Annotated in this window: 23 protein-coding genes and 2 pseudogenes; 17 read left to right on the forward strand and 8 right to left on the reverse strand. The window is 64.4% G+C overall.

Going from position 1 to position 23,850, the window contains the following annotated elements; all coding sequences use genetic code 11:
- Positions 1 to 8 precede the first annotated feature (8 nt).
- On the forward strand, positions 9 to 2,222 hold the full coding sequence (locus FOM02_RS04020; RefSeq protein WP_027561947.1) for an FAD-dependent oxidoreductase: 2,214 nt from the start codon (positions 9 to 11) through the stop codon (positions 2,220 to 2,222).
- A 543-nt stretch (positions 2,223 to 2,765) separates the two neighbouring features.
- On the opposite strand, the gene FOM02_RS04025 is transcribed toward FOM02_RS04020, so the two are convergent.
- A complete protein-coding gene (locus FOM02_RS04025) occupies positions 2,766 to 3,074 on the reverse strand; it encodes a hypothetical protein (protein WP_231164161.1) in 309 nt (102 codons plus the stop codon).
- A gap of 226 nt (positions 3,075 to 3,300) precedes the next feature.
- On the reverse strand, positions 3,301 to 3,915 hold the full coding sequence (gene gstA, locus FOM02_RS04030) for a glutathione transferase GstA (protein WP_027561949.1): 615 nt from the start codon (positions 3,913 to 3,915) through the stop codon (positions 3,301 to 3,303).
- A 126-nt stretch (positions 3,916 to 4,041) separates the two neighbouring features.
- Between gstA and FOM02_RS04035 the strand changes: the two genes are divergently transcribed.
- The 3 genes from FOM02_RS04035 to FOM02_RS04045 all read left to right on the forward strand — a co-directional run bounded on the left by FOM02_RS04035 (position 4,042) and on the right by FOM02_RS04045 (position 6,700).
- Positions 4,042 to 4,539, forward strand: coding sequence for a MarR family winged helix-turn-helix transcriptional regulator (locus FOM02_RS04035; protein ID WP_027561950.1), 498 nt, complete (start codon positions 4,042 to 4,044; stop codon positions 4,537 to 4,539).
- A 98-nt stretch (positions 4,540 to 4,637) separates the two neighbouring features.
- Positions 4,638 to 6,008 carry a glutamate--cysteine ligase gene (locus FOM02_RS04040; protein ID WP_027561951.1) on the forward strand — a complete coding sequence of 457 codons (1,371 nt, stop codon included), beginning with the start codon at positions 4,638 to 4,640 and terminating at the stop codon, positions 6,006 to 6,008.
- A 113-nt stretch (positions 6,009 to 6,121) separates the two neighbouring features.
- On the forward strand, positions 6,122 to 6,700 hold the full coding sequence (locus FOM02_RS04045) for a PAN domain-containing protein (protein WP_027561952.1): 579 nt from the start codon (positions 6,122 to 6,124) through the stop codon (positions 6,698 to 6,700).
- Between the two features lie 132 nt (positions 6,701 to 6,832).
- Here FOM02_RS04045 and FOM02_RS04050 read toward each other — a convergent pair whose 3' ends face one another.
- The 4 genes from FOM02_RS04050 to tldD are packed head-to-tail and all read right to left on the reverse strand — an operon-like array spanning position 6,833 to position 9,966.
- Positions 6,833 to 7,399, reverse strand: a complete 567-nt coding sequence (locus tag FOM02_RS04050) for a nucleotidyltransferase family protein (RefSeq protein WP_027561953.1) — start codon at positions 7,397 to 7,399, stop codon at positions 6,833 to 6,835.
- Between the two features lie 8 nt (positions 7,400 to 7,407).
- Entirely contained in the window at positions 7,408 to 7,755 is a 348-nt protein-coding gene (locus FOM02_RS04055) for an MmcQ/YjbR family DNA-binding protein (RefSeq protein WP_027561954.1), read from the reverse strand.
- A 10-nt stretch (positions 7,756 to 7,765) separates the two neighbouring features.
- On the reverse strand, positions 7,766 to 8,542 hold the full coding sequence (gene lepB, locus FOM02_RS04060; protein WP_027561955.1) for a signal peptidase I: 777 nt from the start codon (positions 8,540 to 8,542) through the stop codon (positions 7,766 to 7,768).
- On the reverse strand, positions 8,539 to 9,966 hold the full coding sequence (gene tldD, locus FOM02_RS04065; RefSeq protein WP_027561956.1) for a metalloprotease TldD: 1,428 nt from the start codon (positions 9,964 to 9,966) through the stop codon (positions 8,539 to 8,541). Before tldD ends, lepB begins: the two co-directional genes overlap by 4 nt.
- 170 nt (positions 9,967 to 10,136) lie before the next feature.
- On the opposite strand from tldD, the gene FOM02_RS04070 reads away from it, so the two are divergent.
- The gene (locus FOM02_RS04070; protein WP_035730640.1) at positions 10,137 to 10,424 is read left to right on the forward strand and encodes a hypothetical protein; all 288 of its coding nucleotides are present in this window, start codon (positions 10,137 to 10,139) and stop codon (positions 10,422 to 10,424) included.
- Positions 10,425 to 10,430: 6 nt separating this feature from the next.
- Here the strand turns inward: FOM02_RS04070 and FOM02_RS04075 are convergent, their stop codons facing one another.
- Positions 10,431 to 10,976: an invasion associated locus B family protein gene (locus FOM02_RS04075; protein WP_027561958.1), complete on the reverse strand. Its 546-nt coding sequence runs from the start codon at positions 10,974 to 10,976 to the stop codon at positions 10,431 to 10,433.
- A gap of 447 nt (positions 10,977 to 11,423) precedes the next feature.
- Here FOM02_RS04075 and coxB point away from each other — a divergent pair, with 447 nt between their 5' ends.
- The 9 genes and pseudogenes from coxB (at position 11,424) to FOM02_RS04120 (ending at position 18,527) form a co-directional block, all read left to right on the forward strand.
- Complete coding sequence (gene coxB, locus FOM02_RS04080) at positions 11,424 to 12,281, forward strand: cytochrome c oxidase subunit II (RefSeq protein ID WP_027561959.1); 858 nt, start codon at positions 11,424 to 11,426, stop codon at positions 12,279 to 12,281.
- Between the two features lie 90 nt (positions 12,282 to 12,371).
- Entirely contained in the window at positions 12,372 to 13,988 is a 1,617-nt protein-coding gene (gene ctaD / locus FOM02_RS04085) for a cytochrome c oxidase subunit I (RefSeq protein ID WP_027561960.1), read from the forward strand.
- A gap of 60 nt (positions 13,989 to 14,048) precedes the next feature.
- Positions 14,049 to 14,991: pseudogene (locus FOM02_RS04090) on the forward strand (heme o synthase).
- 7 nt (positions 14,992 to 14,998) lie between these two features.
- Positions 14,999 to 15,163, forward strand: coding sequence for a hypothetical protein (locus FOM02_RS04095; protein WP_018644977.1), 165 nt, complete (start codon positions 14,999 to 15,001; stop codon positions 15,161 to 15,163).
- A gap of 5 nt (positions 15,164 to 15,168) precedes the next feature.
- Complete coding sequence (locus FOM02_RS04100) at positions 15,169 to 15,822, forward strand: cytochrome c oxidase assembly protein (protein ID WP_027561962.1); 654 nt, start codon at positions 15,169 to 15,171, stop codon at positions 15,820 to 15,822.
- A gap of 76 nt (positions 15,823 to 15,898) precedes the next feature.
- Positions 15,899 to 16,795, forward strand: a complete 897-nt coding sequence (locus FOM02_RS04105) for a cytochrome c oxidase subunit 3 (protein ID WP_027561963.1) — start codon at positions 15,899 to 15,901, stop codon at positions 16,793 to 16,795.
- A 99-nt stretch (positions 16,796 to 16,894) separates the two neighbouring features.
- Positions 16,895 to 17,296 (forward strand): DUF983 domain-containing protein, encoded by a 402-nt coding sequence (locus tag FOM02_RS04110; RefSeq protein WP_027561964.1) that lies wholly within the window; start codon positions 16,895 to 16,897, stop codon positions 17,294 to 17,296.
- Positions 17,293 to 18,045 carry an SURF1 family protein gene (locus tag FOM02_RS04115; protein ID WP_027561965.1) on the forward strand — a complete coding sequence of 251 codons (753 nt, stop codon included), beginning with the start codon at positions 17,293 to 17,295 and terminating at the stop codon, positions 18,043 to 18,045. Before FOM02_RS04110 ends, FOM02_RS04115 begins: the two co-directional genes overlap by 4 nt.
- A gap of 116 nt (positions 18,046 to 18,161) precedes the next feature.
- Positions 18,162 to 18,527, forward strand: a complete 366-nt coding sequence (locus tag FOM02_RS04120; RefSeq protein ID WP_027561966.1) for a nuclear transport factor 2 family protein — start codon at positions 18,162 to 18,164, stop codon at positions 18,525 to 18,527.
- Positions 18,528 to 18,624: 97 nt separating this feature from the next.
- On the opposite strand, the gene FOM02_RS04125 is transcribed toward FOM02_RS04120, so the two are convergent.
- Positions 18,625 to 19,968, reverse strand: a complete 1,344-nt coding sequence (locus FOM02_RS04125; RefSeq protein ID WP_027561967.1) for a histidine kinase — start codon at positions 19,966 to 19,968, stop codon at positions 18,625 to 18,627.
- Between the two features lie 86 nt (positions 19,969 to 20,054).
- On the opposite strand from FOM02_RS04125, the gene FOM02_RS04130 reads away from it, so the two are divergent.
- The 3 genes and pseudogenes from FOM02_RS04130 to FOM02_RS04140 all read left to right on the forward strand — a co-directional run bounded on the left by FOM02_RS04130 (position 20,055) and on the right by FOM02_RS04140 (position 23,845).
- On the forward strand, positions 20,055 to 20,699 hold the full coding sequence (locus FOM02_RS04130; protein WP_027561968.1) for a response regulator transcription factor: 645 nt from the start codon (positions 20,055 to 20,057) through the stop codon (positions 20,697 to 20,699).
- A gap of 546 nt (positions 20,700 to 21,245) precedes the next feature.
- Positions 21,246 to 22,559 (forward strand): annotated as a pseudogene (thrC, locus tag FOM02_RS04135) (threonine synthase).
- The gene (locus FOM02_RS04140) at positions 22,556 to 23,845 is read left to right on the forward strand and encodes a M16 family metallopeptidase (protein WP_027561970.1); all 1,290 of its coding nucleotides are present in this window, start codon (positions 22,556 to 22,558) and stop codon (positions 23,843 to 23,845) included. Before thrC ends, FOM02_RS04140 begins: the two are co-directional and overlap by 4 nt.
- Positions 23,846 to 23,850: the final 5 nt, after the last annotated feature.

A 23,850-nucleotide genomic window follows, 5' to 3' on the forward strand; every position in this document is an offset into this window, starting at 1 on the left:
CAACCAACATGGCTTACAAGAATTTTAAGGTTGAGACCGATTCCGACGGCATCGCGCTCGTCACCTGGGACATCCCGGGCCGTTCGATGAACGTGCTCGACGAGACCTCGACCAGCGAGCTCGACGCGATCGTCAAAGCAACCACGGCCGATGCCGCGGTGAAGGGCGTCGTCATCACCTCCGCCAAGGAAGCGTTCTGCGCCGGCGCCGACCTCTCCATGCTCGAAGGCATGAACCAGGCCTATGCCAAGGTTCTGAAGGAGCAGGGCGAGACCGCCGCGAACCAGATGCTGTTCGACCAGAGCCGCCGCTTCTCGCAGGTGCTGCGCTCGATCGAGACGTCAGGCAAGCCGTGGGCGGCCGCGATCAACGGCCTCGCGCTCGGCGGCGGTTTCGAGATCACACTGTGCTGCCACTATCGCGTGGCGGCTGAGAACCCCAAAACGCGCCTCGGCCTGCCCGAGGTCAAGGTCGGCCTGTTCCCCGGCGCCGGCGGCACGCAGCGCGTGCCGCGCCTGGTGCCGCCGCAGGATGCGATGACGATCCTGCTCAAGGGCGATCCTGTTACCGTCGAGAAGGCGAAGGCGCTGAACCTGATCCACGCCATCGTTCCCGCCGCCGATCTCATCAAGGCCGCGAAGGACTGGATCAAGGGCGGCGGCAAGGCTGTCGCGCCCTGGGACGAGAAGGGCTTCAAGCTGCCCGGCGGCCCCGTGTTCTCCAAAGCCGGCATGATGATGTTCCCGGCCGGCAACGCGATCTATCGCCGCGAGACCTACGACAATTATCCGGCCGCGCGCGCGATCATGAGCTGCGTCTATGAAGGCCTCCAGCTGCCGATCGACGCCGCACTGCGCGTCGAGTCGCGGTACTTCACCTCGGTGCTGCGCTCGAAGGAGGCGGCTGCGATGATCCGCAGCCTGTTCCTGTCGATGCAGGAGCTGAACAAGGGCGCGCGCCGTCCGAAGGACGTGCCCGCGACCAAGGTCAAGAAGATCGCCGTGATCGGCGCAGGCTTCATGGGCGCGAGCGTCGGCTACGTCTCGGCCCGCGCCGGCCTCGACGTCGTGCTGATCGACCGCGACCAGGAAAGCGCCGACAAGGGCAAGGCGCACGCGCAGAAGGTGATCGAGGAGCAGATCAAGAAGGGCCGCGCCAAGCCGACGGATGCCGAAGCGCTGCTCGCGCGCATCACGCCGACGGCTGACTACGCGGCGCTGAAGGACGTCGACCTCGTCATCGAGGCCGTGTTCGAGGACCGCAAGGTCAAGGCCGAAACCTTCGCCAAGGCGCAGGAATATCTCAAGCCGGACGTGATCTTCGCGTCGAACACCTCGACCCTGCCGATCACCTCGCTGGCCGAGAGCTTCAAGGACCAGGGCAAGTTCGTCGGCATCCACTTCTTCTCGCCTGTCGAGAAGATGATGCTGGTCGAGATCATCCTCGGCAAGAACACCGGCGACGTCGCGCTCGCGACCGCGCTCGACTATGTCCGTCAGATCGGCAAGACGCCGATCGTGGTCAACGACAGCCGCGGCTTCTTCGCCAATCGCTGCGTCGGCCGCTACGTCGCCGAAGGCAACGAGATGTTCCTCGAAGGTGTGCCGCCGGCGATGATCGAGAACTGCGCCAAGATGGCCGGCATGCCGGTCGGCCCGCTCTCGCTGTCGGACGAGGTCGCGCTCGATCTCGGCCTCAAGATCATGAAGGCCACCGAAGCCGATCTCGGCCCCAACGCCATCAACCCCGATCAGAAGAAGCTGATGGTGGAGATGGTCGAGAACCAGGGCCGCCTCGGCCGCAAGAACAGCAAGGGTTTTTACGACTATCCAGAGAAGGGCAAGGGCTCGAAGAGCCTGTGGCCGGGCCTCTCGGCGCTGCAGCCGAAGCAGCTCGACCCTGATACGCTCGACGTCGAGGAGCTGAAGCAGCGCTTCCTGGTGGTGCAGGCGGTGGAAGCCGCGCGCACGGTCGAGGACCACGTCATCACCGATCCGCGCGAGGCGGATGTCGGCTCGATCCTCGGCTTTGGCTTCGCGCCGTTCACCGGCGGTACGCTGTCCTACATCGACTTCATGGGCACGAAGAAGTTCGTCGAGCTCTGCCACAAGCTCGAGGCGAAATACGGCTCGCGCTTCACCCCGCCGAAGCTGCTCGAGGAGATGGCGGCGAAGGGCGAAACCTTCTACGGCCGGTTCGCGCCGAAGAAGACGGCGGCCTGACGGTCTTCCGAGGACGCAGAAACAACAAAGGCCGGATCGTTGATCCGGCCTTTTTATTTTCCGTCGCCGAACGGCGAGAACGCGCGGCCCGAGACCGCATCGTCGGCGAGACTGGCTTTCCAGCGACCTTCGTCGCCGCGGCCAATACGCACCCGATCATGTTCATGGGGCATTGTCTCGTGGAGATGCTCCTTCGACGACGTTGCCCGCCAAATGGTTCACAATGAAAAAGACCGGATCACCGATCCCGCCACATTTGGCTTGGGGCCTGTCACATCGGTTCGTGTGTTTCCGTGCCACACTAGGGCCGCTCCAAATCCCCGCAACGGTCACGCCCGCTCCGCACTGGCACCGCTCTTGCTAACGAATCCACACTGCGACGATTAGCATTGAAGGTGTCCCGCAATGAGCCCCATGGTGTTTCAAGATAGCGCAGCCGGCGTTGCGGTCAGATACGCTCCGCTGTTGCTGCTGGGTCGGCCGTGGTCGCGCCGCAAGATGCTCCGGCGGCGCAGGAAAGTTCCCTCGTGGCTGGGCCTGGCCCTACTCGTTCTGGTCGCCGATACGGCGTTGGCTGTGCTTGCCTGGTTCGCCGTCAGCGTCGTCCTGCATTGAGAGTTCCCCTGTTTGCAGGTGGAACGCCCCCGCCAGATAGGCGAGCTGGCCGACCATCAGGCAGCCGACGACGACCGGGATGCCCGTCCAAAATCCAAAGTTCGAGCTCTGCAGAACGATCGCTGCAAGAAGTGCGATGGCCGGCGAGACGAGCACCAACGCCCAGACCCGGAAGAACAGCCCGGTCGCCAGTCCGGTGATTCCGCTCGCGAGCAATAGACAAAATACGATCGTCACGACAGCTTCCCAGTTCAGCGGTCCGCATCGCGTCCCTAGCTGAGGTTGAGCCAACTGTATTGCTCTCACAAGGATGGTGACGTTCGTGGAGCAAACAAGGCGGAGTTATTGTTAACCCCGACAATCCTCATAAAAATTGATGGTGCGGCGTCACGAACCGCCGGGTTCCGCAAGCGAAGAGCCGGATCATCGTCCGGCTCTTCGTCGTTGCAGTGGTGATCCGTCCTTACTTCGCCTGCGCCAGCCCTTCCTTCGTCAGCGCTTCCTGCACTTTCGGCCGCGCCGCGACGCGGGCCTTGTAGGCCGCAAGGTTCGGCATCGCCGAGAGATCGAACTTCATCCGGTCGCCCCAGGTCAGCATCGTGAAGAGATAGCCGTCGGCGACCGTGAACTGCTGGCCCATGAGGTAGTCGCGGCCGGCGAGCTGGCTGTCGATGTATTTCAGCTTGCCCATGACGCGATCCTTGAAGAAGGCCTTGGCCTCGTCGTTCAGCGCCGGCGCGAACAGCGGACCGAAGCTCTTGTGGACCTCCGAGGTGAGGAAGTTCAGCCACTCGAGCAGCTTGTAGCGCTCGGAACTGCCATGGGCCGGCGCCAGCGTCTTCGCTGAGGCCCGATCGGCGATCATCTGGACAATCACCGGGCCTTCGGTCACGATCTCACCGCTGTCGAGGCCCAGTGCGGGGACCTGGCCCTTGGGGTTCAGCTTCAGATAATCCTCACCGTTTTCGAGCTTCTTGGCCCGGATATCGACCTTGACCAGCTCGTAAGGCAGGCCGGCTTCCAGGAGCGCGATGTGGGGGGACAGGGAGCAGGCGCCGGGCGAATAGTACAGTTTCATGGAATTTCCTCCTCTTGCTGCTTGGCTAGGGCGAAAGAACGACTACATGCGCCTGCATGAAATAGTCAAGATTGATGCAGCTGCATAGAATAGAGTAAGACACGGACGACGAGCTTGAGCGGGACCATGAAACGCAAACCATCGACCGAGGCAACTTCCGCCTGGATCCGCCTGATGCGGGTGCAGAGCCGCGTGCTCGATTGCGTCGAGCAGGACCTGAAGAAGGCGGGGTTCCCGCCGCTGGCATGGTACGACGCGCTGCTCGAATTGTCGCGCGCGCCGAGCGGAGAGCTGCGGCCGGTGGAACTCGAGCGGCAGATGCTGATCCCGCAATACTCCACCTCGCGCCTGATCGACCGCCTGGTCGATGAGGGCCTTGCCTCCCGGCGCGAATGCAAGATCGACAAGCGCGGCCAGTTCGTCGAGATCACGGAAGCCGGCCGCGAACTGCAGAAGCGGATGTGGGGCGCCTATTCGGCCGCGATCGAGAAGTATGTCGGCTCGAAACTGTCAGATGCCGACGCCGTCAAGCTCAGCGGTCTGCTCGACCGCCTGGGCTGCTCGTGCGGCGAGATGAAGCTGCCGCCCGTCGCCAACGTCAACGAAACTTCGCCGACGCGATGATCGCGCGGCAAACCAGCACGTCCGCGCGCCCGGTGGGTTCGCGGACCATCCCGTCACCCGCGCGCATTCGGTCGAAGCGCTTTTGATTAGAGTTTGATATGGCGCGAGACCAGATCGATATGACGCCGCTGCAATCGCGCGACGAGCTCGTCGCGTGGTTCGAGGCCGGCTGCAAGGACCCGTCCGAATTCCGCATGGGTACCGAGCACGAGAAGACGCCGTTCACGCTCGAAGGCCACCGTCCGGTGCCTTACGAAGGCCCGCGCGGCATCGGCGCGCTGCTCGAAGGCATGAAGCTCCTGCTTGGCTGGGAGCCGATCATGGAGAAGGGCAACATCATCGGCCTCTACGACGTCACCGGCGGCGGCGCGATCTCGCTCGAGCCCGGCGGACAGTTCGAGCTCTCCGGCGCGCCGGTCGAGAACGTGCATCAGACCCAGAGCGAGCTGATGGCGCATCTGGCGCAGGTGCGCGAGATCGCGGCTCCGCTTGGCATCGGTTTCCTCGGCCTCGGCATGACGCCGTCCTGGTCGCGCGCCGATATCCCGGTGATGCCGAAGGGACGCTACAAGATCATGACCAACTACATGCCGAAGGTCGGCCAGTACGGCCTCGACATGATGTACCGGACCTGCACCGTGCAGACCAATCTCGACTTCTCCTCCGAAGCCGACATGGTCAAGAAGCTGCGCGTCTCGCTCGCGCTCCAGCCGGTCGCGACCGCTCTGTTCGCCAATTCGCCGTTCACGGAGGGCAAGCCGAACGGCTTCCTCTCGTTCCGCTCCGAGATCTGGCGCGATACCGACAATGCGCGCTCAGGGATGATGCCGTGGGCGTTCGAGGACGGCATGGGTTTCGAGCGCTATGTCGATTACGCGCTCGACGTGCCCATGTATTTCGTCAAGCGCGGCGAGGAGTATATCGACGTCTCGGGCTCCTCGTTCCGCGCCTTCTTCGACGGCCGCAACAACAATCTTCCCGGCGAGCGTCCGACCCTGTCGGACTGGGCCAACCATCTCTCGACGATCTTCCCGGAAGTGAGGCTGAAGCGCTATCTCGAGATGCGCGGCTCCGACGGTGGTCCGTGGGGCCGCCTGCCGGCGTTGCCGGCGTTCTGGGTCGGGCTGCTCTATGACGACGTCTCGCTCGATGCGGCCTGGGAGATCGTCAAGCACTGGAGCGCACACGAGCGTCAGGCCTTGCGCGACGACGTGCCGCGCTTCGGCTTCAAGGCGCGGATCAAGGACCGTTATCTGTTCGAGATCGCCAAGGAATGCCTCGTTCTGGCACATGCCGGCCTGCGCCGGCGCGGCCGGATCGACCAGCTCGGCCGCGACGAGACGCGGCATCTGGAGCCGCTCGATCGCATCATCGATTCCGGCCGCACCCCGGCCGAGGAGATGCTCGAGAAGTTCAACGGTCCCTGGAACGGCTCGGTGGAACCGGCCTACGCGGAATACGCTTTCTAGACACATAGGCCAACGCCCAGGAGTTGAGCCGTTCATCGCCCATACAGGTTTGCGGCGATCAAATGACCGGCTGAAAAAACCTGAGCGTCGTCAATAACTCGAAAGCTGTTCTGATGGGGAAGGGCCGCCCGACCAGGGCCGTCATGGCGAAGGTCTTGGCAAGCGTCGCGGCCTGCGTCGCGTTGCTTTCGTTCGCATTTGCGAGCTGGCCCGCGCGCGCCCAGACGGCGTTCGATCGGCCCGGCGGCGACTATTTCAGCACGCCGGTCACCTCGGGCGATCCCGAGGATTGCGCGCTGCTCTGCGAACGCGACCGCCGCTGTCGGTCCTGGAGCTTCAGCTATCCCGACGTCGAAGGCGGCTCGGCCGTGTGCTGGCTCAAGAACGTCGTGCCGCCGCGCGTGCCGGGCAATTGCTGCATCTCCGGTGTGCGCGGTGCCGGCGTGATCGAACCGCGGGTCGAAGGCGTGGAGACGTCGATCGACCGCCCCGGCGGCGATCTGCGCAATTTCGAGCTCAAGGAGGGCGAGGGCGAGGAGGCCTGCAAGGCGGCCTGCATCGCCGACAACAAATGTCGCGCCTTCACCTATGCCCGCCCTGGCTACACCGGGCGCGAGGCGCGCTGCTTCCTGAAAAAGGAAATCAAGCCGCCGCGCAGGAAGGCCGGGTTCACCTCGGGCGTGGTGCGGTAGGGAAGGTGCCGTAGTCCCGCAGGGTGGGTTAGTGCCGTAGGGTGGGCAAAGGCGCGAAGCGCCGTGCCCATCATCTCTCTGTAATCGCGAAGAAGTCGTGGGCACGCTTCGCTTTGCCCACCCTACGAGATCTCACTCCGCGGCAATCACCGTCATCTCCGGCCACAGCCTCTTCCATCGCTCCGCCTTCGCGGCGTAGTTCGCGGCGGAAAAATTCAGCGCACGATTGGGTCGCGCGATCAGCCCTGCGATGTCGTCGAAGCCATGCGGCGCGTAGACCTCATGGCCATCGCCCGCGCGCCTGACACCGACTTGCGTGTTCTGCGTCAGGAAGCGGTCGATGCCGTCAGTGGAACACGTCAACGGCGGATAAGGCAGGCCGTGCTTGGCGGGATACCACAAGTGCACGCGCGCCTGGTTGCGGATCTCGATCTTGGCGCCGAGGTGCCCGAGCCGCGCATGCAGCTTTCGGATCACGGCATCCTCAGTGTCCCACGAGGTGTCTGGGTCGAAATAGAAGACGTCATAATCGGAGATGCCGTGATCGATCGCGCGCTTTGTCAGCACGTTCCACACGGTCTGCGCGAGGCACCCCGCAACCAGCCACGCATCCGGCAGCGCGAGGCGATGGAGTTCATCGACGATCGCGGCATTGACCGGATTTTTCAGCGCCAGCGCGAGAAAGCGCGCCTCGTCCATCGCGTGGCTCATACGTCCTCGCGCGCGTCATATTGGGCGCGCGCCGTCTTCGAGGCCAGCGCGCGCCAGCGCCGCCGCAGGAACGGTTCGACGATCGCGCGCTTCGCCTTCGACAGGCGGATCAGCACGATCGGATAGTCGGCGTAGTGATCGGTGAAATAGAAGATTTTTGGCTGGCTCTCGACCAGCATGGCGCGCTCGTCGATCGGCACATCCGGCATCACCAGGCTGTCGCCGTCTTCTTTCAGGCGCGCCAGCAGCTTCTTGCGTACTTTCAGCGCCGGCGTGCCGTAGGAGGTGCCGTCCTCGACCTCCGGCCACGTCAGCGCGAATTTTCTGACGTCGTCGAAGGTCATGAGGATCAGCTCAGTGCACGGCGGTGAAGAACCGCGCGAGCCGGAAGCCGGAGAGCCAGGTCCACACCGGCTGGCCGCGCATGCCGAGATCCCAGGAGCCGAGCACGGCATCCGCGCGTCCGACCAGGTTGTCGATCGGAAGCATGCCGACGCCGCCGGAACGCAGCGGCACGCGGCTGTCGGCGGAATTGTCGCGGTTGTCGCCGAGCACGAACAGATGGCCGGGCGGCACCGTCACCTCGGGCGTGTTGTCGAGCGGACCGTTGTCGCGCATCTTGAAGATCAGATGCGAGACGCCGTTCGGCAGCGTCTCGACGTAGCGGTAGGCGGGCTCGCTGCCGCCATTGTCGTCCTCGGCCTGGCCGATGCCATCCGGCTTCAGCTCGGCGGGCCGATCGTTGATGAAGAGCTGGCCCTGCCGCATCTGGATGCGATCGCCGGGCAGACCGACGACGCGCTTGACCCAGGCCTGCGAGCGATCGCCGGGCCAGCGGAACACGACGACGTCGCCCTGCTTCGGCGTCTCCGCGAACACGCGGCCGCTCTCGGGCAGGTTGATCTGGATCGGCAGCGAGGAGGTGCCGTAGCCGTAGGGGAATTTCGAGGCGAGCAGGGCGTCGCCGATCAGCAGCGTCGGCTCCATCGAGCCCGACGGCACATAGAACGGCTCGGCGAGCGCGCCCTTGGCGATGAACACGGCGGCAACGATGCCGGCGAGCTGCATCAGCTGGCCGCCCCAGCCGCTGGTCCGCCGCTTGGCGGGGACGGTTACCTTCTCGACACTCATGCGCCTGTTCCACCTACCGTAATGCGTTCCATCAGAAGTGACGGCTGGCCGACGCCGACAGGCACGCCCTGACCGTTCTTGCCGCAGGTGCCGATGCCGGTATCGAGCGCGAGATCGTTACCGATCATGCGGATGCGATGCAGGTCCGTCGGCCCGTTTCCGATCAGCATGGCGCCCTTCAGCGGCGCGCCGATCTTGCCGTTTTCGATCTTGTAGGCCTCGGTGCACTGGAACACGTATTTGCCCGAGGTGATGTCGACCTGTCCGCCGCCGAAATTCGCGGCGAATACGCCGTTCTTCACGGAGGCGAGGATTTCGGCCGGGTCGCGGTCGCCCGCGAGCATGTAGGTGTTGGTCATGCGCGGCATCGGCACATGGGCATAGCCCTGACGGCGGCCGTTGCCGGTCGGCTTCATGTTCATCAGCCGCGCGTTCTGGCGGTCCTGCATGTAGCCGACCAGGATGCCGTCCTCGATCAGCACGGTGCGGTTGGTCGGCGTGCCCTCGTCGTCGATCGACAGCGAGCCGCGCCGCGAGGCGATGGTGCCGTCGTCGACGACGGTGACGCCCTTGGCGGCGACCTGCTGGCCCATCAGGCCGGCAAACGCCGAGGTCTTCTTGCGGTTGAAGTCGCCTTCGAGGCCGTGGCCGACCGCTTCATGCAGCATCACGCCGGGCCAGCCGGCGCCAAGCACGACGTCCATCTCGCCGGCAGGGGCGGGGATCGATTCCAGATTGACCAGGGCCTCGCGCAGCGCGCCGTCGGCGGCCTCGCGCCAATTCCTGCTCTCGATGAATTCGGCATAGCCGGCGCGGCCGCCGTAACCCTTGCTGCCGCTCTCCTGGCGGTCGCCCTGGCCGGCGACGACGGAGATGTTGACGCGCACCAGCGGGCGGATGTCGCGATAGCTCTCGCCGTCGGGCCGCAGGATCTCGACAACCTGCCAGGTCGCGCCCAGGCTGACGCTGACCTGCCGCACGCGCGGATCCTTGTCGCGCAGATATGCGTCGATCTCGGCGAGCAGCTTGACCTTGGTCTCGAAGCCCGGCGCATCCAGCGGATTGTCGTCACTATAGAGCCGCACGTTGGTATGCGCCGGCGGGGCGGCGAAGCTGCCGGAATAGCCGCCGCGCACCGCCGCGACCGCGTCCGCGGCGCGAATCAGCGCCGGCAGCGACACGTCGGAGGAATGCGCGTAGCCGACCGCGTCGTCCTTGACGGCGCGCAGGCCAAAACCTTGCGAGGTGTCGTAGGTCGCCTGCTTCAGCCGCCCATTGTCGAACATCAGCGCTTCGGTCTGGCTGTATTCCAGGAACAATTCGCCGTCGTCGGCGCCGGCAAGCCCGCGCGCGACCTCGTTGCGAACCTGGTCGCGATCGAGATTGGCGCGGTCGAGCAGGGAGGTTGTGGCAGGATTGGTCATGCGTCCGTCCATTATCGGGGGATGTTGGGCAAGATAATGGTTTCCCGCGCGTTCCGCGAGGGCCGGGCCGTCACATTACGGAAACGATAGGTACGGCTTCCCCTTAAACCGGCTTTCAGGATTTCGGGCTATCGAGGGCGACCCTTGGTGAGAGATCTGCCGGCAAAAGCATGTGGAATTCCCTGCTTGTGTTCTGGGATCAGTATCACGGCCTGATCATCGGCTTTGGCGCGCTGGGGCTGGTCCTGCTGTTCAACCAGTTCGTCTACCGCCGCTACTGGACCTCCTATCCCACCCGTGAGGCCTATGTCGCAGCTCACCCGGGCTGCGACACGGTGGACGGCGTCGTCTGCGCGACATGCCGGCGCAAGGCGCTGGTCGGGCCGGTGGCCGGAAGAGGCCGCATCTATCGTTGCGGCTGGTGCGACACGGAGCTCTATTGCGTCGACGCGGCGTGAGCGGTGCTACGGCAGCTTGTCGTAGCCCTCGCCGAGCCCGTTCAGGCTGAGCGGGAAGCCGATGCCTTCTTCCGGGGTCTCGAAGATGATGAAGGTCGCGGTCTTGGCGCTGCGCAGCTGGCCGAGCAGCTTGTCGTCCATGACGACCTCGGCGACGCAGCCATTGGGCAGGCAGCGGACGAAGCCGGCGCGGCCGACGTCCTGATTGTCGAGCTTCAGCCCGAGGCCGGAGGGCAGCAGCACGCCGAGCGGGGCGACCACGCGCATCAGGCGGCTCTTCTGGTCGGCGGTCTTGAGCACGATCACGGTCAGGCCGGCATTGGAGCGGTCCTCGGCGACCACGCTCTGGATCAGGGCGCATTGCTCGGTCTGGGCGCCCGGCGGGGTGTCGCAGCGGATCTGCCAGTCGCCATGGACGGAGCGCACCGCGCCCTGCGCATGGGCAAGGCCGGGCAGCGCCAGCAGGACGACCGCAGCCAGCAGGGCCGCCAGCGCCGTGAGGCCGTCAGCCTGCCTTTTAGCCAGCCTCGCCATGCATCTCGAAAACCCCATCGGGTCGGTCCCTCTGCTCGCCTGGGTCGCTCGCACCTGGCGGACTGATACGGGAATGACGGCGGCTTGAAGGCGATTCCCTAGCAAATTCCGCGCCGCTCACACCGCCAGCATCAGCACGAATCAGGTTCCTGCGCGGCTGTTCGCCAGTGCCTACCGCGGGCAATGCCGCTGTCAAGCCGCAGCATCCCGGGAAACGGTATTTTTGTCTGATGTTACTAGGAAATATCTTGCGGGTGATCGCTGACAGACCGGGCTCAAGACTGCATTGCGATAGATCAAGAATTATGGTTTGAGAGGCTTGATTTCGGCGTTCTAGCGATCTGGCCCCAATTCCTCTTAGAGGTATTCTTGCGCGGCGGTTTGTCAGACGGGCGGATCGAATAAGCGTTTCCCAAAAATAGGGGAGCGCACTTGGGGTGATTTCGTAAGGGGAGCGCGAACGGCATGAGGATGTCGATGGGTCGGGTGGGCCGGCATTTGCTGGGAATGGCCACCATCGCCTTGGTGGCGGCTGGCATGACGCTGGCGACGGGCGGGAAGGCATTCGCCGCAGAGCTCGGGCAACCGGCGCCGTGGGAATGGACGCTTCAGCAATCCGCCTCGCCGGTGATGGACAACATCGTCTGGTTCCACAACTTCCTGTTCGTACTGATCACCCTGATCACGCTGTTCGTTCTGGCGCTGCTGGTGATCGTGGTGCTGAAGTTCAATGCGAAGGCCAATCCGGTGCCGTCGCGGACCACCCACAACACGCTGATCGAGGTGGTGTGGACGCTGGTTCCGGTGCTGATCCTGGTCGGCATCGCGGTGCCGTCGTTCCGGCTTCTGTTCCTGGAGCTCGACGTGCCGAAGGCGGATATCACCGTCAAGGCGACCGGCAAGCAGTGGTACTGGTCCTATGCCTACCCGGATAACGGCAAGTTCGAGTTCGATTCGCTGATGGCCCAGGACAAGCAGCCCCGCCTGCTCGGCGTCGACAATGAGATGGTGGTGCCGGTGAACAAGGTGATTCGCGTCCAGGTCACCGGCGCCGACGTCATCCACGCCTTCGCGCTGCCGGCTTTCGGCGTCAAGATCGACGCCATTCCGGGGCGGCTGAACGAGACCTGGTTCAAGGCCACCAAGACCGGCATGTTCTACGGCCAGTGCTCGGAGCTCTGCGGCAAGGACCATGCGTTCATGCCGATCGCGATCCGCGTGGTGGAGGACCAGGAATTCGCCTCCTGGGTCGAGACGGCGAAGAAGAAATTTGCAAGCGGCGGCACCAGCACCTACGCCTCCGCGGCCGGCCCGACGCAGTAAGCGTCGGGTGACGGCTCGAGGGGACTGTAAGCGAGATAAAGGGCGGGACCTCCAAAAAGGTCCGAACGGGACGCAAGGCAGGATTTGAAAATGGCAACGAGCGCAGCGGCACACGGCGATCACGCGCATGACCACGAGCACGCCCATCCGACGGGATGGCGGCGCTACGTCTATTCGACCAATCACAAGGACATCGGCACGATGTACCTGATCTTCGCGGTCGTCGCCGGCATCATCGGTGCCGCGATGTCGATCGCGATCCGTGCCGAGCTGATGTATCCGGGCGTGCAGATCTTCCACGAGACGCACACCTACAACGTCTTCGTGACCAGCCACGGCCTGATCATGATCTTCTTCATGGTCATGCCCGCGATGATCGGCGGCTTCGGCAACTGGTTCGTGCCGCTGATGATCGGTGCGCCCGACATGGCGTTCCCGCGCATGAACAACATCTCGTTCTGGCTGCTGCCGGCCTCGTTCGCGCTGCTGCTGATGTCGACCTTCGTCGAGGGCGAGCCGGGCGCCAACGGCGTCGGCGCCGGCTGGACCATGTACGTGCCGCTGTCGAGCTCCGGCCATCCGGGCCCGGCCGTCGACTTCGCGATCCTGTCGCTGCATCTCGCCGGTGCCTCGTCGATCCTCGGCGCAATCAACTTCATCACCACGATCTTCAACATGCGCGCGCCGGGCATGACCCTGCACAAGATGCCGCTGTTCGTGTGGTCGATCCTGGTGACGGTGTTCCTACTGCTGCTGTCGCTGCCGGTGCTCGCCGGCGCGATCACCATGCTGCTCACCGACCGCAATTTCGGCACGACGTTCTTCGCGCCCGACGGCGGCGGCGACCCCGTGCTGTTCCAGCACCTGTTCTGGTTCTTCGGCCACCCCGAAGTGTACATCCTGATCCTGCCGGGCTTCGGCATGGTCAGCCAGATCGTGTCGACCTTCTCGCGCAAGCCCGTGTTCGGCTATCTCGGCATGGCCTACGCCATGGTTGCGATCGGCGGCATCGGCTTCGTAGTGTGGGCGCACCACATGTACACGGTCGGCATGTCCTCGGCGACACAGGCCTATTTCGTCGCCGCGACCATGGTGATCGCGGTGCCGACCGGCGTGAAGATCTTCTCCTGGATCGCCACGATGTGGGGCGGCTCGATCGAATTCCGCGCCCCGATGATCTGGGCGGTGGGCTTCATCTTCCTGTTCACCGTCGGCGGCGTCACCGGCGTCGTGCTGGCGAACGCGGGCGTCGATCGCGTGCTCCAGGAAACCTATTACGTCGTCGCGCACTTCCACTACGTGCTGTCGCTCGGCGCGGTGTTCGCGATCTTCGCCGGCTGGTACTACTGGTTCCCGAAGATGACGGGCTACATGTACAACGAGACGCTGGCGAAGGCGCACTTCTGGGTCACCTTCATCGGCGTGAATCTGGTGTTCTTCCCGCAGCACTTCCTCGGCCTGTCGGGCATGCCGCGCCGCTACGTCGACTATCCCGATGCATTCGCCGGCTGGAACCTGGTCTCGTCGGTCGGCTCCTACATCTCGGGCTTCGGCGTCCTGATCTTCCTCTACTGCGTGATCGACGCTTTCGCCCGCAAGGTGCCGGCGGGCGACAATCCGTGGGGTGCAGGTGCGACCACGCTGGAGTGGACGCTGCCTTCGCCGCCGCCCTTCCACCAGTTCGAAGTGCTGCCCCGCGTGCAGTAAGCCATCTTCCGCGGCGCCCGTCATGGGCGCCGCGGCTCTATAACGAAGCGAGTTAGATTAGTGTCCGTTCTCGACCACAACGCCATCGACATCAATCCCCGCATCTCCGAAGCGGAGGTTGGCGACTACATCGCGCTGCTCAAGCCGCGGGTGATGTCGCTGGTGATCTTCACCGCGCTGGTCGGCATGGCGATGGCGCCGGCATTTCCACTGGGTGCTCGCGATCACCTCGCTGCTGTGCATCGCCGTCGGCGCCGGCGCCTCCGGCGCGCTCAACATGGCGCTCGAAGGCGACATCGACGCGAAAATGTCGCGCACGGCGAACCGGCCGATCCCGCGCGGCCGCATCACCCGCCCTGAGGCCATGGCGTTCGGTACGACGCTCGCCTTCTTCTCGGTGATGACGCTCGGCATCCTCGTCAACTGGATCGCGGGCGCGCTGCTCGCCTTCACTATCTTCTTCTACGTCGTGATCTACACGATGTGGCTGAAGCGCTGGACCGCGCAGAACATCGTGATCGGCGGCGCCGCCGGTGCGCTGCCGCCGGTGGTGGCCTGGGCCGCGGTGACGGGCACGGTCGACGTCGAGCCGCTGCTGCTGTTCGCGATCATCTTCTTCTGGACACCGCCGCATTTCTGGGCGCTGGCGCTGTTCCGCTCCGACGATTACGCGCGCGCCGGCATTCCGATGCTGCCCAACGTCGCCGGCCCCGACGCGACGCGGCTCCAGATCCTGCTCTACACCATCGTGCTGATCGCGGTCGCCGCCGCGCCGTGGGCGCTCGGCTATTTCGACGCCGTCTACGGCGTCGTCTCGCTGATCCTCGGCGCCGGCATGCTGGTGCTCGCGATCAACGTCTACGTCCGTCGCGAGCGCAGCCAGTCCTTGCGCGCGACGCGAAAGCTGTTCGCCTTCTCGATCCTGTATCTGTTCGCGCTGTTCGCGACCCTGCTGGCCGAGGTCGTGTTCAGGGCGCTTGCTCCGATGGTTGGGGGCGCATGAGGCAGGAATGGCCGACAAACCCGAGCCAGATGGAATCGTCCTCACCGAGGCGCAGAAGAAGAGTCGTCGTCAGCGCTCCATTGCCATTGCTTTGGCGCTCGGCGTGCTCGTCGTGCTGTTCTTCGCCGTCACCATGGTCAAGGGACCGGCAGTGCTAGTCCGGCCGATGTAGGAATCATGGATCACGAGCCGACCATATTGGAGGACGTCAGCGCCAAGCCGGCCAATCGTAAGCCGGCCAAGGGTGGCGGGCTGGGCCGCGATGTGGTGGTTGCTTCCATCTGCGGCGGCGTGGTCGCGCTGATGGTAGGCGCCTCCTATGCGGCGGTGCCGTTCTACAATTGGTTCTGCCGCGCCACCGGCTTCAACGGCACGACGCAAGTCGCGACCTCCGCGCCCGCCAGCGGCCCGATCGCGCGGAAGATTTCGGTGCGCTTCGATTCCAACGTCGCGCCCGGCCTGCCCTGGAAGTTCGAGCCGGAGCAGAACGAGATCGAGGTCAATATCGGCCAGGTCGTGACTGTGTTCTACACTGTGACCAACCAGGCCGCGCGCACCACCGCCGGCCAGGCCGCCTACAATGTCGCGCCGCTGACGGTCGGGTCCTACTTCCAGAAGATCAACTGCTTCTGCTTCACCGAACAGACCATGGCGCCGGGCGAGAAGCGCGAGATGCCGGTCGTGTTCTATGTCGATCCGTCGATCGCCGACGATCACGAGAACGACGGGCTGAACACGATCACGCTGTCCTACACGTTCTATCCGGTGAAGGATCCGGTGGTGAAGCCGCTCGCCTCCGGCGAGAACGACAAACGCAAGGGAAATCTCTGATCGCCGGGCTCGCCCAGGGGTTGGAAACAAGGGGATAAGTGCCGGACAGGCACGGGATTGAGGAGAGAGACCGCAAATGGCTACCGCGCAAGGCAAGCATCACGACTATCACCTGGTCGATCCCTCTCCCTGGCCGGCGGTCGGTTCGCTCTCGGCCTTCATCATGGCGGTCGGCGCGATCGCCTGGATGCACCACATGTTCTCGGCCGCGCCGATCGTGTTCGGTGTCGGCACCGTCGGCGTGCTCTACACCATGGCGAGCTGGTGGGGCGACGTGATCAAGGAAGCCCAGTACAAGGGCGACCACACCCGCGTCGTGCAGCTGCATCACCGCTACGGCATGATCCTGTTCATCGCCTCCGAGGTGATGTTCTTCGTGGCCTGGTTCTGGGCCTATTTCAATGCGGCGCTGTTCCCGGCCGACGCCGTCCACGCCACCCGCGATGCGGTGTTCGGCTGCGGCCTCGGCACCCAGGCCGGTGCCTGCGCGGTCCCCGGCACCTGGCCGCCCCATGGCATCGAGACCTTCGATCCCTGGCACCTGCCGCTGCTGAACACGCTGATCCTGCTGACCTCAGGCACCACGGTGACCTGGGCTCACCATGCGCTGCTCGAGAACGATCGTCAGGGCCTGAAGTACGGCCTGATCCTCACCGTCGTGCTCGGCGCGCTCTTCACTTGCGTGCAGGCCTATGAGTACAGCCACGCGGCGTTCTCCTTCGCCGGCAACGTCTATGGCGCGACCTTCTTCATGGCCACCGGCTTCCACGGCTTCCACGTGCTGGTCGGCACCATCTTCCTGCTGGTCTGCCTGTTCCGCGCCTATGCCGGCCACTTCACGCCGAAGCAGCATCTCGGCTTCGAGTTCGCCGCCTGGTACTGGCACTTCGTCGACGTGGTCTGGCTGTTCCTGTTCCTCTGCATCTATGTGTGGGGACACGGTGCTGAGACCATGGCCCACGGCGCGCACTAAGTCGTCGTGAATTGATCAGAAAGGGCGGCCGCAGGGCCGCCCTTTCGCATTTTCTGCCGCCGCAAGTTTCGGCGGAAACTGTGATAGAGTCCCGCGATCATGAACGACGCCACCGGCACATCCGAGCCCGAGACAACCGTCCTGCAAAGCGCGATGCGCGGGCTTGCCTGCAAGTGTCCGCGCTGCGGCCAGGGCAAGCTCTACGCGGGCTTCCTGACGCTCGCGCCGTCCTGCGACCGCTGCGGCCTCGATTACGCTTTCATCGACAGCGGCGATGGTCCGGCGATCTTCATCATCATGCTGGCCGGTGCGATCGTGGTCGGCTGCGCGCTCGTCGTCGAGGTCAAGTACCAGCCGCCGTTCTGGCTGCATGCAGCGCTCTGGCTGCCGTTGATCCTCGCCACCACGCTGCTGCCGCTGCGTGCGATGAAGTCGCTGTTGATCGCGCTGCAATTCCACCACAAGGCGGCGCCGGGCCGGCTGGTCGACCGCGCGAAATGAACGAGCCGGCGCGCAAGCCTCGCGTGGCCGGCTTCGCGCTGTTCACGCTGTTCCTGACGGTGGTCTTGATCTCGCTCGGAGTCTGGCAATTGCAGCGCCGGACCGCCAAGCACGAGCTGATCGCGGCGCTCACCGAGCGGTTGGCCGAAGCGCCCGTCGCGCTGCCGCCGCCGTCGCAGTGGACCGCGCTCGATCCCGCGCACGACGAATTCCGCCGCGTCAGCTTTACCGCGACCTATGCGCCGCTTCCTGATGCGATGATCTATTCCTCCGGCTCGGCCGTGCGCAAGGACGCCTCCGGCCCCGGCACCTGGGCCTTCCTGCCGGCGCGCCTTCCGAGCGGTGAGACGATCGTGATCGACGCCGGCTTCGTCGAGAACACGATGCAGGACCGCGGCGTCGAGGATCGTGCGGTGAAGAAGCTCGTCACCGGGCAGCCCGTCGTGCTCACCGGCTATCTGCGCTTTCCCGAGGCGTCGGGCTGGCTGACGCCGGCGGAGAACCGCGACAAGCGACTCTGGTTCGTGCGCGATCATCGGGCAATCGCAAGCGCGCTGGGCTGGGGCACGGTTGCGCCGTTCTATATCGACCTGGAGCGGCCTGCGCCCGAGAACGGCATCCCGCGCCCGGGTCCGCTCGACGTGCATCTGAAGGATGATCATCTGCAATACGCCATCACCTGGTTCGCCCTCGCAGGCGCGGTGTTGATCGCGTTCGGCGTCTGGATGAAAGGACGACGCCCGGCCTGACATGACCGCAGGTTCCCAGAGGGAACCCGCAATCATCCGGGCTTTATTATTCAGCGCATATTCACGACTGTGGCCCTAAGCCGCGCGAAAATTTTCGCGGCAAACAGGATGTTGGCGTGAGCGATATTGATCAGATGGGAATCGTCGTCGACTGGGTCGACGCCTGCCGCACAGGCGACCTTGCGGGCCTGCTCGACCTCTATGCGGACGACGCCCGGGTCGAATGCACCTGCAACGGCACGCAACATTATCGTGGGCGAAACGAGCTCGAAACCTATTGGGGACCCCGGCTCAGCACTTTCTCGTCGGTCGGATTCGGCCTCGAAGAAATCAATCCTGTGCCGCACGGCATCGATCTCGAATATTCCATCGCGGGCTCACTGCGCATCCACGCCTCGTTCCGCTTCAGCGCGGAAGGCAAGATTTACAGTACGCTGTGCACGCCGTCGCCGCAGAACTCCCACGATGGCTGCGCGTGCTAAAGCATGATCCGGAAAAGTGCGAAGCGGTTTTCCGAAAAGATCATGCTCAAACAACAACCTAAAGCGCGATGACGATTCATCCCAATCTCATCGCGCTTTAGCTCCGCGGCCGCTGCTCTTCTCGCGTCGCATCCACCGGCAGCTGGCAGCGCACATAGGTTCGATCGTCCGCGCGCAGCAATGACAATGATCCGCTGAGAGCGCGCACGCGCTCGTGCATGCCGGTCAGACCCCGGCCAAAGACGTTGCTCTCTGGAAAGCCGCCGCCGTCGTCGGAGATCTCGATGGCGAGCGCCTCGCCCGCCATGGTGGCCTGCACATGGGCGTTGCGGGCATTGGCATGGCGCAGCACGTTGGTTAGCGCCTCCTGGATCACGCGATAGACGGTCTGGGCCAGCGGTCCGTCGATCTCGTTCAGAGCGGCATCGATCGTGGCCGTCAGGCTGACATGCGGCGCCTGTCTGCGAAAGTTCTGGAGCAGCGTCTGCAAGCTGGTCTGGAGCCCCAATTGCTCGATGTAGAGCGGCCGCAGCCGGTCCAGGATGCGGCGATTGGCCTGCTGGAGCGCCTCGACCGACCGCATCACCTCCTGCGCCGAATTGCCGAGATTTCCTGCCCGTGGCGAGGCCTCGGCCAGGGCGATGGTGCTGGCGCGGATGCCGAACAGCAGCGGTCCGAGCTCGTCATGCAGCTCGCGGGCGAGGTCGCGCCGCTCGTCGTCCTGGAGCGACACCAGGCGATGCAGCAGGTCGCGATTGTCCTGGCTCAATTCCGCCAGCGTCGTTGCCAGCGCGTTGGCCTCCTCGCAGCTCTGCCGGATCTCCGGCGGCCCTGCCACCGGAATCGGCATCGCGTAATCGCCGCGCCGTATTCGGGTGAGGCCTGCGCCGAGCTTTTGCAGAGGGCGCAGCGCTGATTCTGTGAACAGATAAGCGATCGTGCCGGTCAGAACCGTCAATACGGCGATCAGACTTGTCAGCGCCAGAAAGCCGATCCATTTCTCGAACAGGTCGGCCGACAGGTCAGGCATGAAGACGATGTCACCGACACGCCTGCCGTCGATGATGACAGGTGAGGCCGCGTCCATGTCCGGAATGACGATCAGGTCTGCGAACCATTGCGGCACGCCATGCAGATCGTGCAGACGGTCCTTCACAGGGGGCGCGGGACCTGCTTCCATGGGGCGGAATTGGATATCAGAGGAGGGATCCAGCGAATGGACGAACGCATCGAGGATCTTCCGCGGGTTATCCGAGGCGCCGAGGGCGTTGTTGAGTGCGACGGCGACGGTCCGGGTCGAGCGCCGACCTGGCTCGTTCTCGTCGGCCAGCTGGCCGGTCGCGAATGTCTGGAGCAGCACGCCGCCCATGGCCAGCGCGGCTAGAAAGCTCAAGCCGAGCGGAAGAAACAGTTGGGTTCTGAACGAGAGCCGTTGCCACATTAGGTCAATTCTAACGCGCATCGGGGCGATTTGCTCTTTCCATTTGTTCCCGCCGGTCTATGAGTCGAAAAACAAGAGAGCGCGCGATGCAAGATACCGCCAAGCCGGCGACCAAGGTTCTGATCGTCGACGACCATCCTGTGGTGCTGTCCGGATGCCGGACGCTTTTCGCGTCCGACCATTCGATCCGCATCGACGAGGCGACGGATGCTAAATCCGGACATCGCGCCTATGTCAGCAAGCGGCCTGACGTCACCGTGATCGATATCAGCCTGCCCGACGTCTCCGGTTTCGAGCTAATGCGACGCATCCGCAAGGACGATCCGGACGCCAAGATCATCATGTTCAGCATGAACGACGATCCGGCCTTCGTGGTGCGGGCCGTTGAGCTCGGCGCGCAGGGCTATGTTTCCAAGGGCGACGATCCCAGGATCCTGCTGAAAGCCGTGCGCAAGGTCGTCGCAGGTGACAATTTCATCTCGCCGCAACTCGCCGAGGCCGTGACGTTCTCCGGCGCCGCGATCAAGGCCAATCCGGCTTCGCAGATGACGCCGCGGGAGCTCGAGATTCTTCGCCTGCTCGGGCGCGGCGACAAGATCGTCGAGGTCGCCGAGGCGCTCGGCATCTCCTACAAGACCGTCGCGAACACCACGTCCCTGCTCAAGCAGAAGTTAGGGGCCAAGAACCATTCCGACCTGATCAGGATCGCGGTGGAAATCGGGATGAGCTGAGATCCGTCGGCGACCGAACCGGCTGCTCCAGGATGCAGCGGTTCGGTCGACGGATCGGCGCCGCCGTCGGCCGGGCAATGCGTGGATGACGGCGGGTGCCATCCGCCGACACAATCGGCCGCCGGGTCATTCGTTCCCGAGGCGGGTGATAAATTCGGGAAAACGTGGCAAAGTCAGGAATGAACCTGCATGCGAATGCCAAAGAGCGGGCCGAAGCATCCCGGGAAAAACAGGGAACATCTTTCGGCGTACACAGTTTTCGCTCTTGACGATCTGATGACAGGCAACGAAAGCTGGTGCCGATAGTTTAGCGGGCCCGCGACCCGCACGAGGCAAACCGGTCTGCACACTCAACGACAGACCTTCCAAGAGAGGGCTGCGGCATCGCCGCAGCCCTTTTCGTTGCAGAGGCCTCGACGGGAAGCGGTTTCCCGACGCCGCAAAACACTTTATGGTGGCCCAAAGCCTCTGGCTGTTAACAAGTATTTTCGTAAAATCAAAGGCTTACGGATCGAGCTTTGGCCCGGCCGGCCTTTGGAGGGCAGTTTGACTCGTTATATCTCGACCCGGGGCGAGGCCCCCGAACTCGGCTTCTGCGACGTGATGCTGACTGGGCTTGCCCGTGACGGCGGCCTGTATGTTCCGGCCATTTGGCCGCAGCTCTCGACCGAAGCCATCGCCGGCTTTTTCGGTCGCCCCTATTGGGAGGTCGCAGTCGACGTGATCCGCCCCTTCGCCGGCGGCGAGATATCGGACGCCGAGCTTGGCCGCATGGCGAACGAGGCCTACGCCACCTTCCGCCATCCCGCGGTGGTGCCGCTGCGCCAGATGGCGCCGCACCAGTTCGTGCTGGAGCTGTTCCACGGTCCGACGCTCGCCTTCAAGGACGTGGCGATGCAGCTGATCTCGCGGCTGATGGACCATGTGCTCGCCAAGCGCGGCCAGCGCACCACCATCGTGGTCGCGACGTCGGGCGACACCGGCGGCGCCGCGGTCGAAGCCTTCGCAGGCCTCGAGAATGTCGATCTCATCGTGTTGTTTCCGCACGGCCGCATCTCCGAGGTGCAGCAGCGGATGATGACGACGACGGGCGCGGCCAACGTCCATGCGCTCGCCATCGAAGGTACCTTCGACGACTGCCAGGCGCTCGTGAAGGGGATGTTCAACAACCATCGCTTCCGCGATGCGACTTCGCTCTCCGGTGTCAATTCCATCAACTGGGCGCGCATCGTCGCCCAGGTGGTCTACTACTTCACCTCGGCCGTTGCCGTCGGCGCGCCGGCGCGCGCGGTAGACTTCATCGTTCGACCGGCAATTTCGGCGACATCTTTGCCGGCTATGTTGCCAAGCGCATGGGCCTGCCCGTGCGTACCCTCTGCATCGCCGCCAACGTCAACGACATCCTGGCGCGCACGCTGAAGACCGGCATCTACGAGGTGCGCGAGGTGCATGCGACCGCCTCGCCGTCGATGGACATCCAGATCTCCTCGAATTTCGAGCGGCTGCTGTTCGAAGCCGGCAAGCGCGATGCGGCCGGCGTGCGCCGCCTGATGGACTCGCTGAAGCAGTCGGGGCGCTTCGTGCTGCCCGATGCGACGCTGGCGGCGATCCGGGAGGAGTTCGACGCAGGCCGCGCCGACGAGACCGAGACCGCGGCTGCGATCCCTCTCTACGGCCCATCCGGCCAAATTCCCGGACGCGGTCGAGGCGACCTGCGGCCAGCGGCCGCAACTGCCGGCCTGGCTCGACGGTCTCATGACCAAATCCGAACACATGAAGGTGATGAAAAACGATCAGGCCGAGGTCGAGCGGTTCGTGCTGTCGGTCAGCCGCGCCGCAAAACAGGGAGTTGCCGGATGAGCGTCGAGATCTCCAAGCTTGCCTCCGGCCTAACCGTCGTCACCGACAAGATGCCCCATCTCGAGACCGCGGCGCTCGGCGTCTGGGCGGGCGTCGGCGGCCGCGACGAGAAGCCGAACGAGCATGGCATCTCGCATCTCCTTGAGCACATGGCGTTCAAGGGCACGACCAGGCGCTCCTCGCGCGAGATCGTCGAGGAGATCGAGGCGGTCGGCGGCGACCTCAATGCCGGCACCTCGACCGAGACGACATCCTATTACGCGCGGGTGCTGAAGGCCGACGTGCCGCTGGCGCTCGATGTGCTCGCCGATATCCTCGCCAATCCCGCCTTCGAGCCCGACGAGCTCGAGCGCGAGAAGAACGTCATCGTGCAGGAGATCGGCGCTGCGCAGGACACGCCCGACGACGTCGTGTTCGAGCATCTCAACGAGCTCTGCTATCCCGACCAGCCGATGGGCCGCTCGCTGCTCGGCACCGCGAAGACGCTGCGCAGCTTCAACCGCGACATGCTGCGCGGCTATCTGTCGACGCATTATCGCGGCCCCGACATGGTGGTGGCGGCCGCTGGCGCGGTCGATCACCAACAAGTGGTTGCTGAGGTCGAGCAGCGCTTTGCAAGCTTCGAGGCGACGCCGGGTCCGAAGCCGCAGTCGGCGCAGTTCGGCAAGGGCGGCGCCAAGGTGGTGCATCGCGAGCTCGAGCAGGCGCATCTGACGCTGGCGCTGGAAGGCGTGCCCCAGACCGACCCGTCGCTGTTCTCGCTCCAGGTCTTCACCAACATCCTGGGCGGCGGGATGTCGTCGCGGCTGTTCCAGGAGGTCCGCGAGAAGCGCGGCCTCTGCTACTCGATCTACTCGTTCCACGCCCCCTATACCGACACCGGCTTCTTCGGCCTCTACACCGGAACCGATCCGGCCGACGCGCCGGAGATGATGGAGGTCGTGGTCGACATCATGAATGATTCGGTCGAGACCCTGGCCGAGGCCGAGATCGCGCGGGCCAAGGCGCAGATGAAGGCAGGCCTGCTGATGGCGCTGGAGAGCTGCTCGTCCCGCGCCGAGCAACTCGCCCGGCACGTGCTGGCTTATGGAAGGCCGCAGACGGTGCAGGAACTGGTGGCCCGGATCGACGCGGTCAGTGTCGAATCGACCCGGGATGCCGCGCGTGCGCTGCTTTCGCGTAGCCGCCCTGCAGTTGTCGCATTGGGCAGCGGCAGGGGTCTGGACACGGCGGTGTCTTTTGCGGAAGGATTGACGCGGGCGCGCGCCAAGGCGCGGCTGCATTAGGAGCC

Origin of the sequence: Bradyrhizobium sp. SEMIA, from assembly GCF_014844175.1 — a bacterium.
GTDB lineage: Bacteria > Pseudomonadota > Alphaproteobacteria > Rhizobiales > Xanthobacteraceae > Bradyrhizobium > Bradyrhizobium arachidis.

Coding starts and splice junctions, on each gene's coding strand:
- FOM02_RS04075 (WP_027561958.1), bottom strand. CDS start 10,976: ATGGGGTTTTCGAGATGCATGGCGAGGCTGGCTAAAAGGCAGGCTGAC.
- tldD (WP_027561956.1), bottom strand. CDS start 9,966: ATGACCAATCCTGCCACAACCTCCCTGCTCGACCGCGCCAATCTCGAT.
- FOM02_RS04070 (WP_035730640.1), top strand. CDS start 10,137: ATGTGGAATTCCCTGCTTGTGTTCTGGGATCAGTATCACGGCCTGATC.
- FOM02_RS04045 (WP_027561952.1), top strand. CDS start 6,122: ATGGGGAAGGGCCGCCCGACCAGGGCCGTCATGGCGAAGGTCTTGGCA.
- FOM02_RS04035 (WP_027561950.1), top strand. CDS start 4,042: ATGAAACGCAAACCATCGACCGAGGCAACTTCCGCCTGGATCCGCCTG.
- FOM02_RS04140 (WP_027561970.1), top strand. CDS start 22,556: ATGAGCGTCGAGATCTCCAAGCTTGCCTCCGGCCTAACCGTCGTCACC.
- FOM02_RS04020 (WP_027561947.1), top strand. CDS start 9: ATGGCTTACAAGAATTTTAAGGTTGAGACCGATTCCGACGGCATCGCG.
- FOM02_RS04130 (WP_027561968.1), top strand. CDS start 20,055: ATGCAAGATACCGCCAAGCCGGCGACCAAGGTTCTGATCGTCGACGAC.
- FOM02_RS04040 (WP_027561951.1), top strand. CDS start 4,638: ATGGCGCGAGACCAGATCGATATGACGCCGCTGCAATCGCGCGACGAG.
- ctaD (WP_027561960.1), top strand. CDS start 12,372: ATGGCAACGAGCGCAGCGGCACACGGCGATCACGCGCATGACCACGAG.
- FOM02_RS04100 (WP_027561962.1), top strand. CDS start 15,169: ATGGATCACGAGCCGACCATATTGGAGGACGTCAGCGCCAAGCCGGCC.
- FOM02_RS04125 (WP_027561967.1), bottom strand. CDS start 19,968: ATGTGGCAACGGCTCTCGTTCAGAACCCAACTGTTTCTTCCGCTCGGC.
- FOM02_RS04110 (WP_027561964.1), top strand. CDS start 16,895: ATGAACGACGCCACCGGCACATCCGAGCCCGAGACAACCGTCCTGCAA.
- FOM02_RS04050 (WP_027561953.1), bottom strand. CDS start 7,399: ATGGACGAGGCGCGCTTTCTCGCGCTGGCGCTGAAAAATCCGGTCAAT.
- FOM02_RS04105 (WP_027561963.1), top strand. CDS start 15,899: ATGGCTACCGCGCAAGGCAAGCATCACGACTATCACCTGGTCGATCCC.
- FOM02_RS04095 (WP_018644977.1), top strand. CDS start 14,999: ATGGCCGACAAACCCGAGCCAGATGGAATCGTCCTCACCGAGGCGCAG.
- FOM02_RS04055 (WP_027561954.1), bottom strand. CDS start 7,755: ATGACCTTCGACGACGTCAGAAAATTCGCGCTGACGTGGCCGGAGGTC.
- lepB (WP_027561955.1), bottom strand. CDS start 8,542: ATGAGTGTCGAGAAGGTAACCGTCCCCGCCAAGCGGCGGACCAGCGGC.
- FOM02_RS04115 (WP_027561965.1), top strand. CDS start 17,293: ATGAACGAGCCGGCGCGCAAGCCTCGCGTGGCCGGCTTCGCGCTGTTC.
- gstA (WP_027561949.1), bottom strand. CDS start 3,915: ATGAAACTGTACTATTCGCCCGGCGCCTGCTCCCTGTCCCCCCACATC.
- coxB (WP_027561959.1), top strand. CDS start 11,424: ATGAGGATGTCGATGGGTCGGGTGGGCCGGCATTTGCTGGGAATGGCC.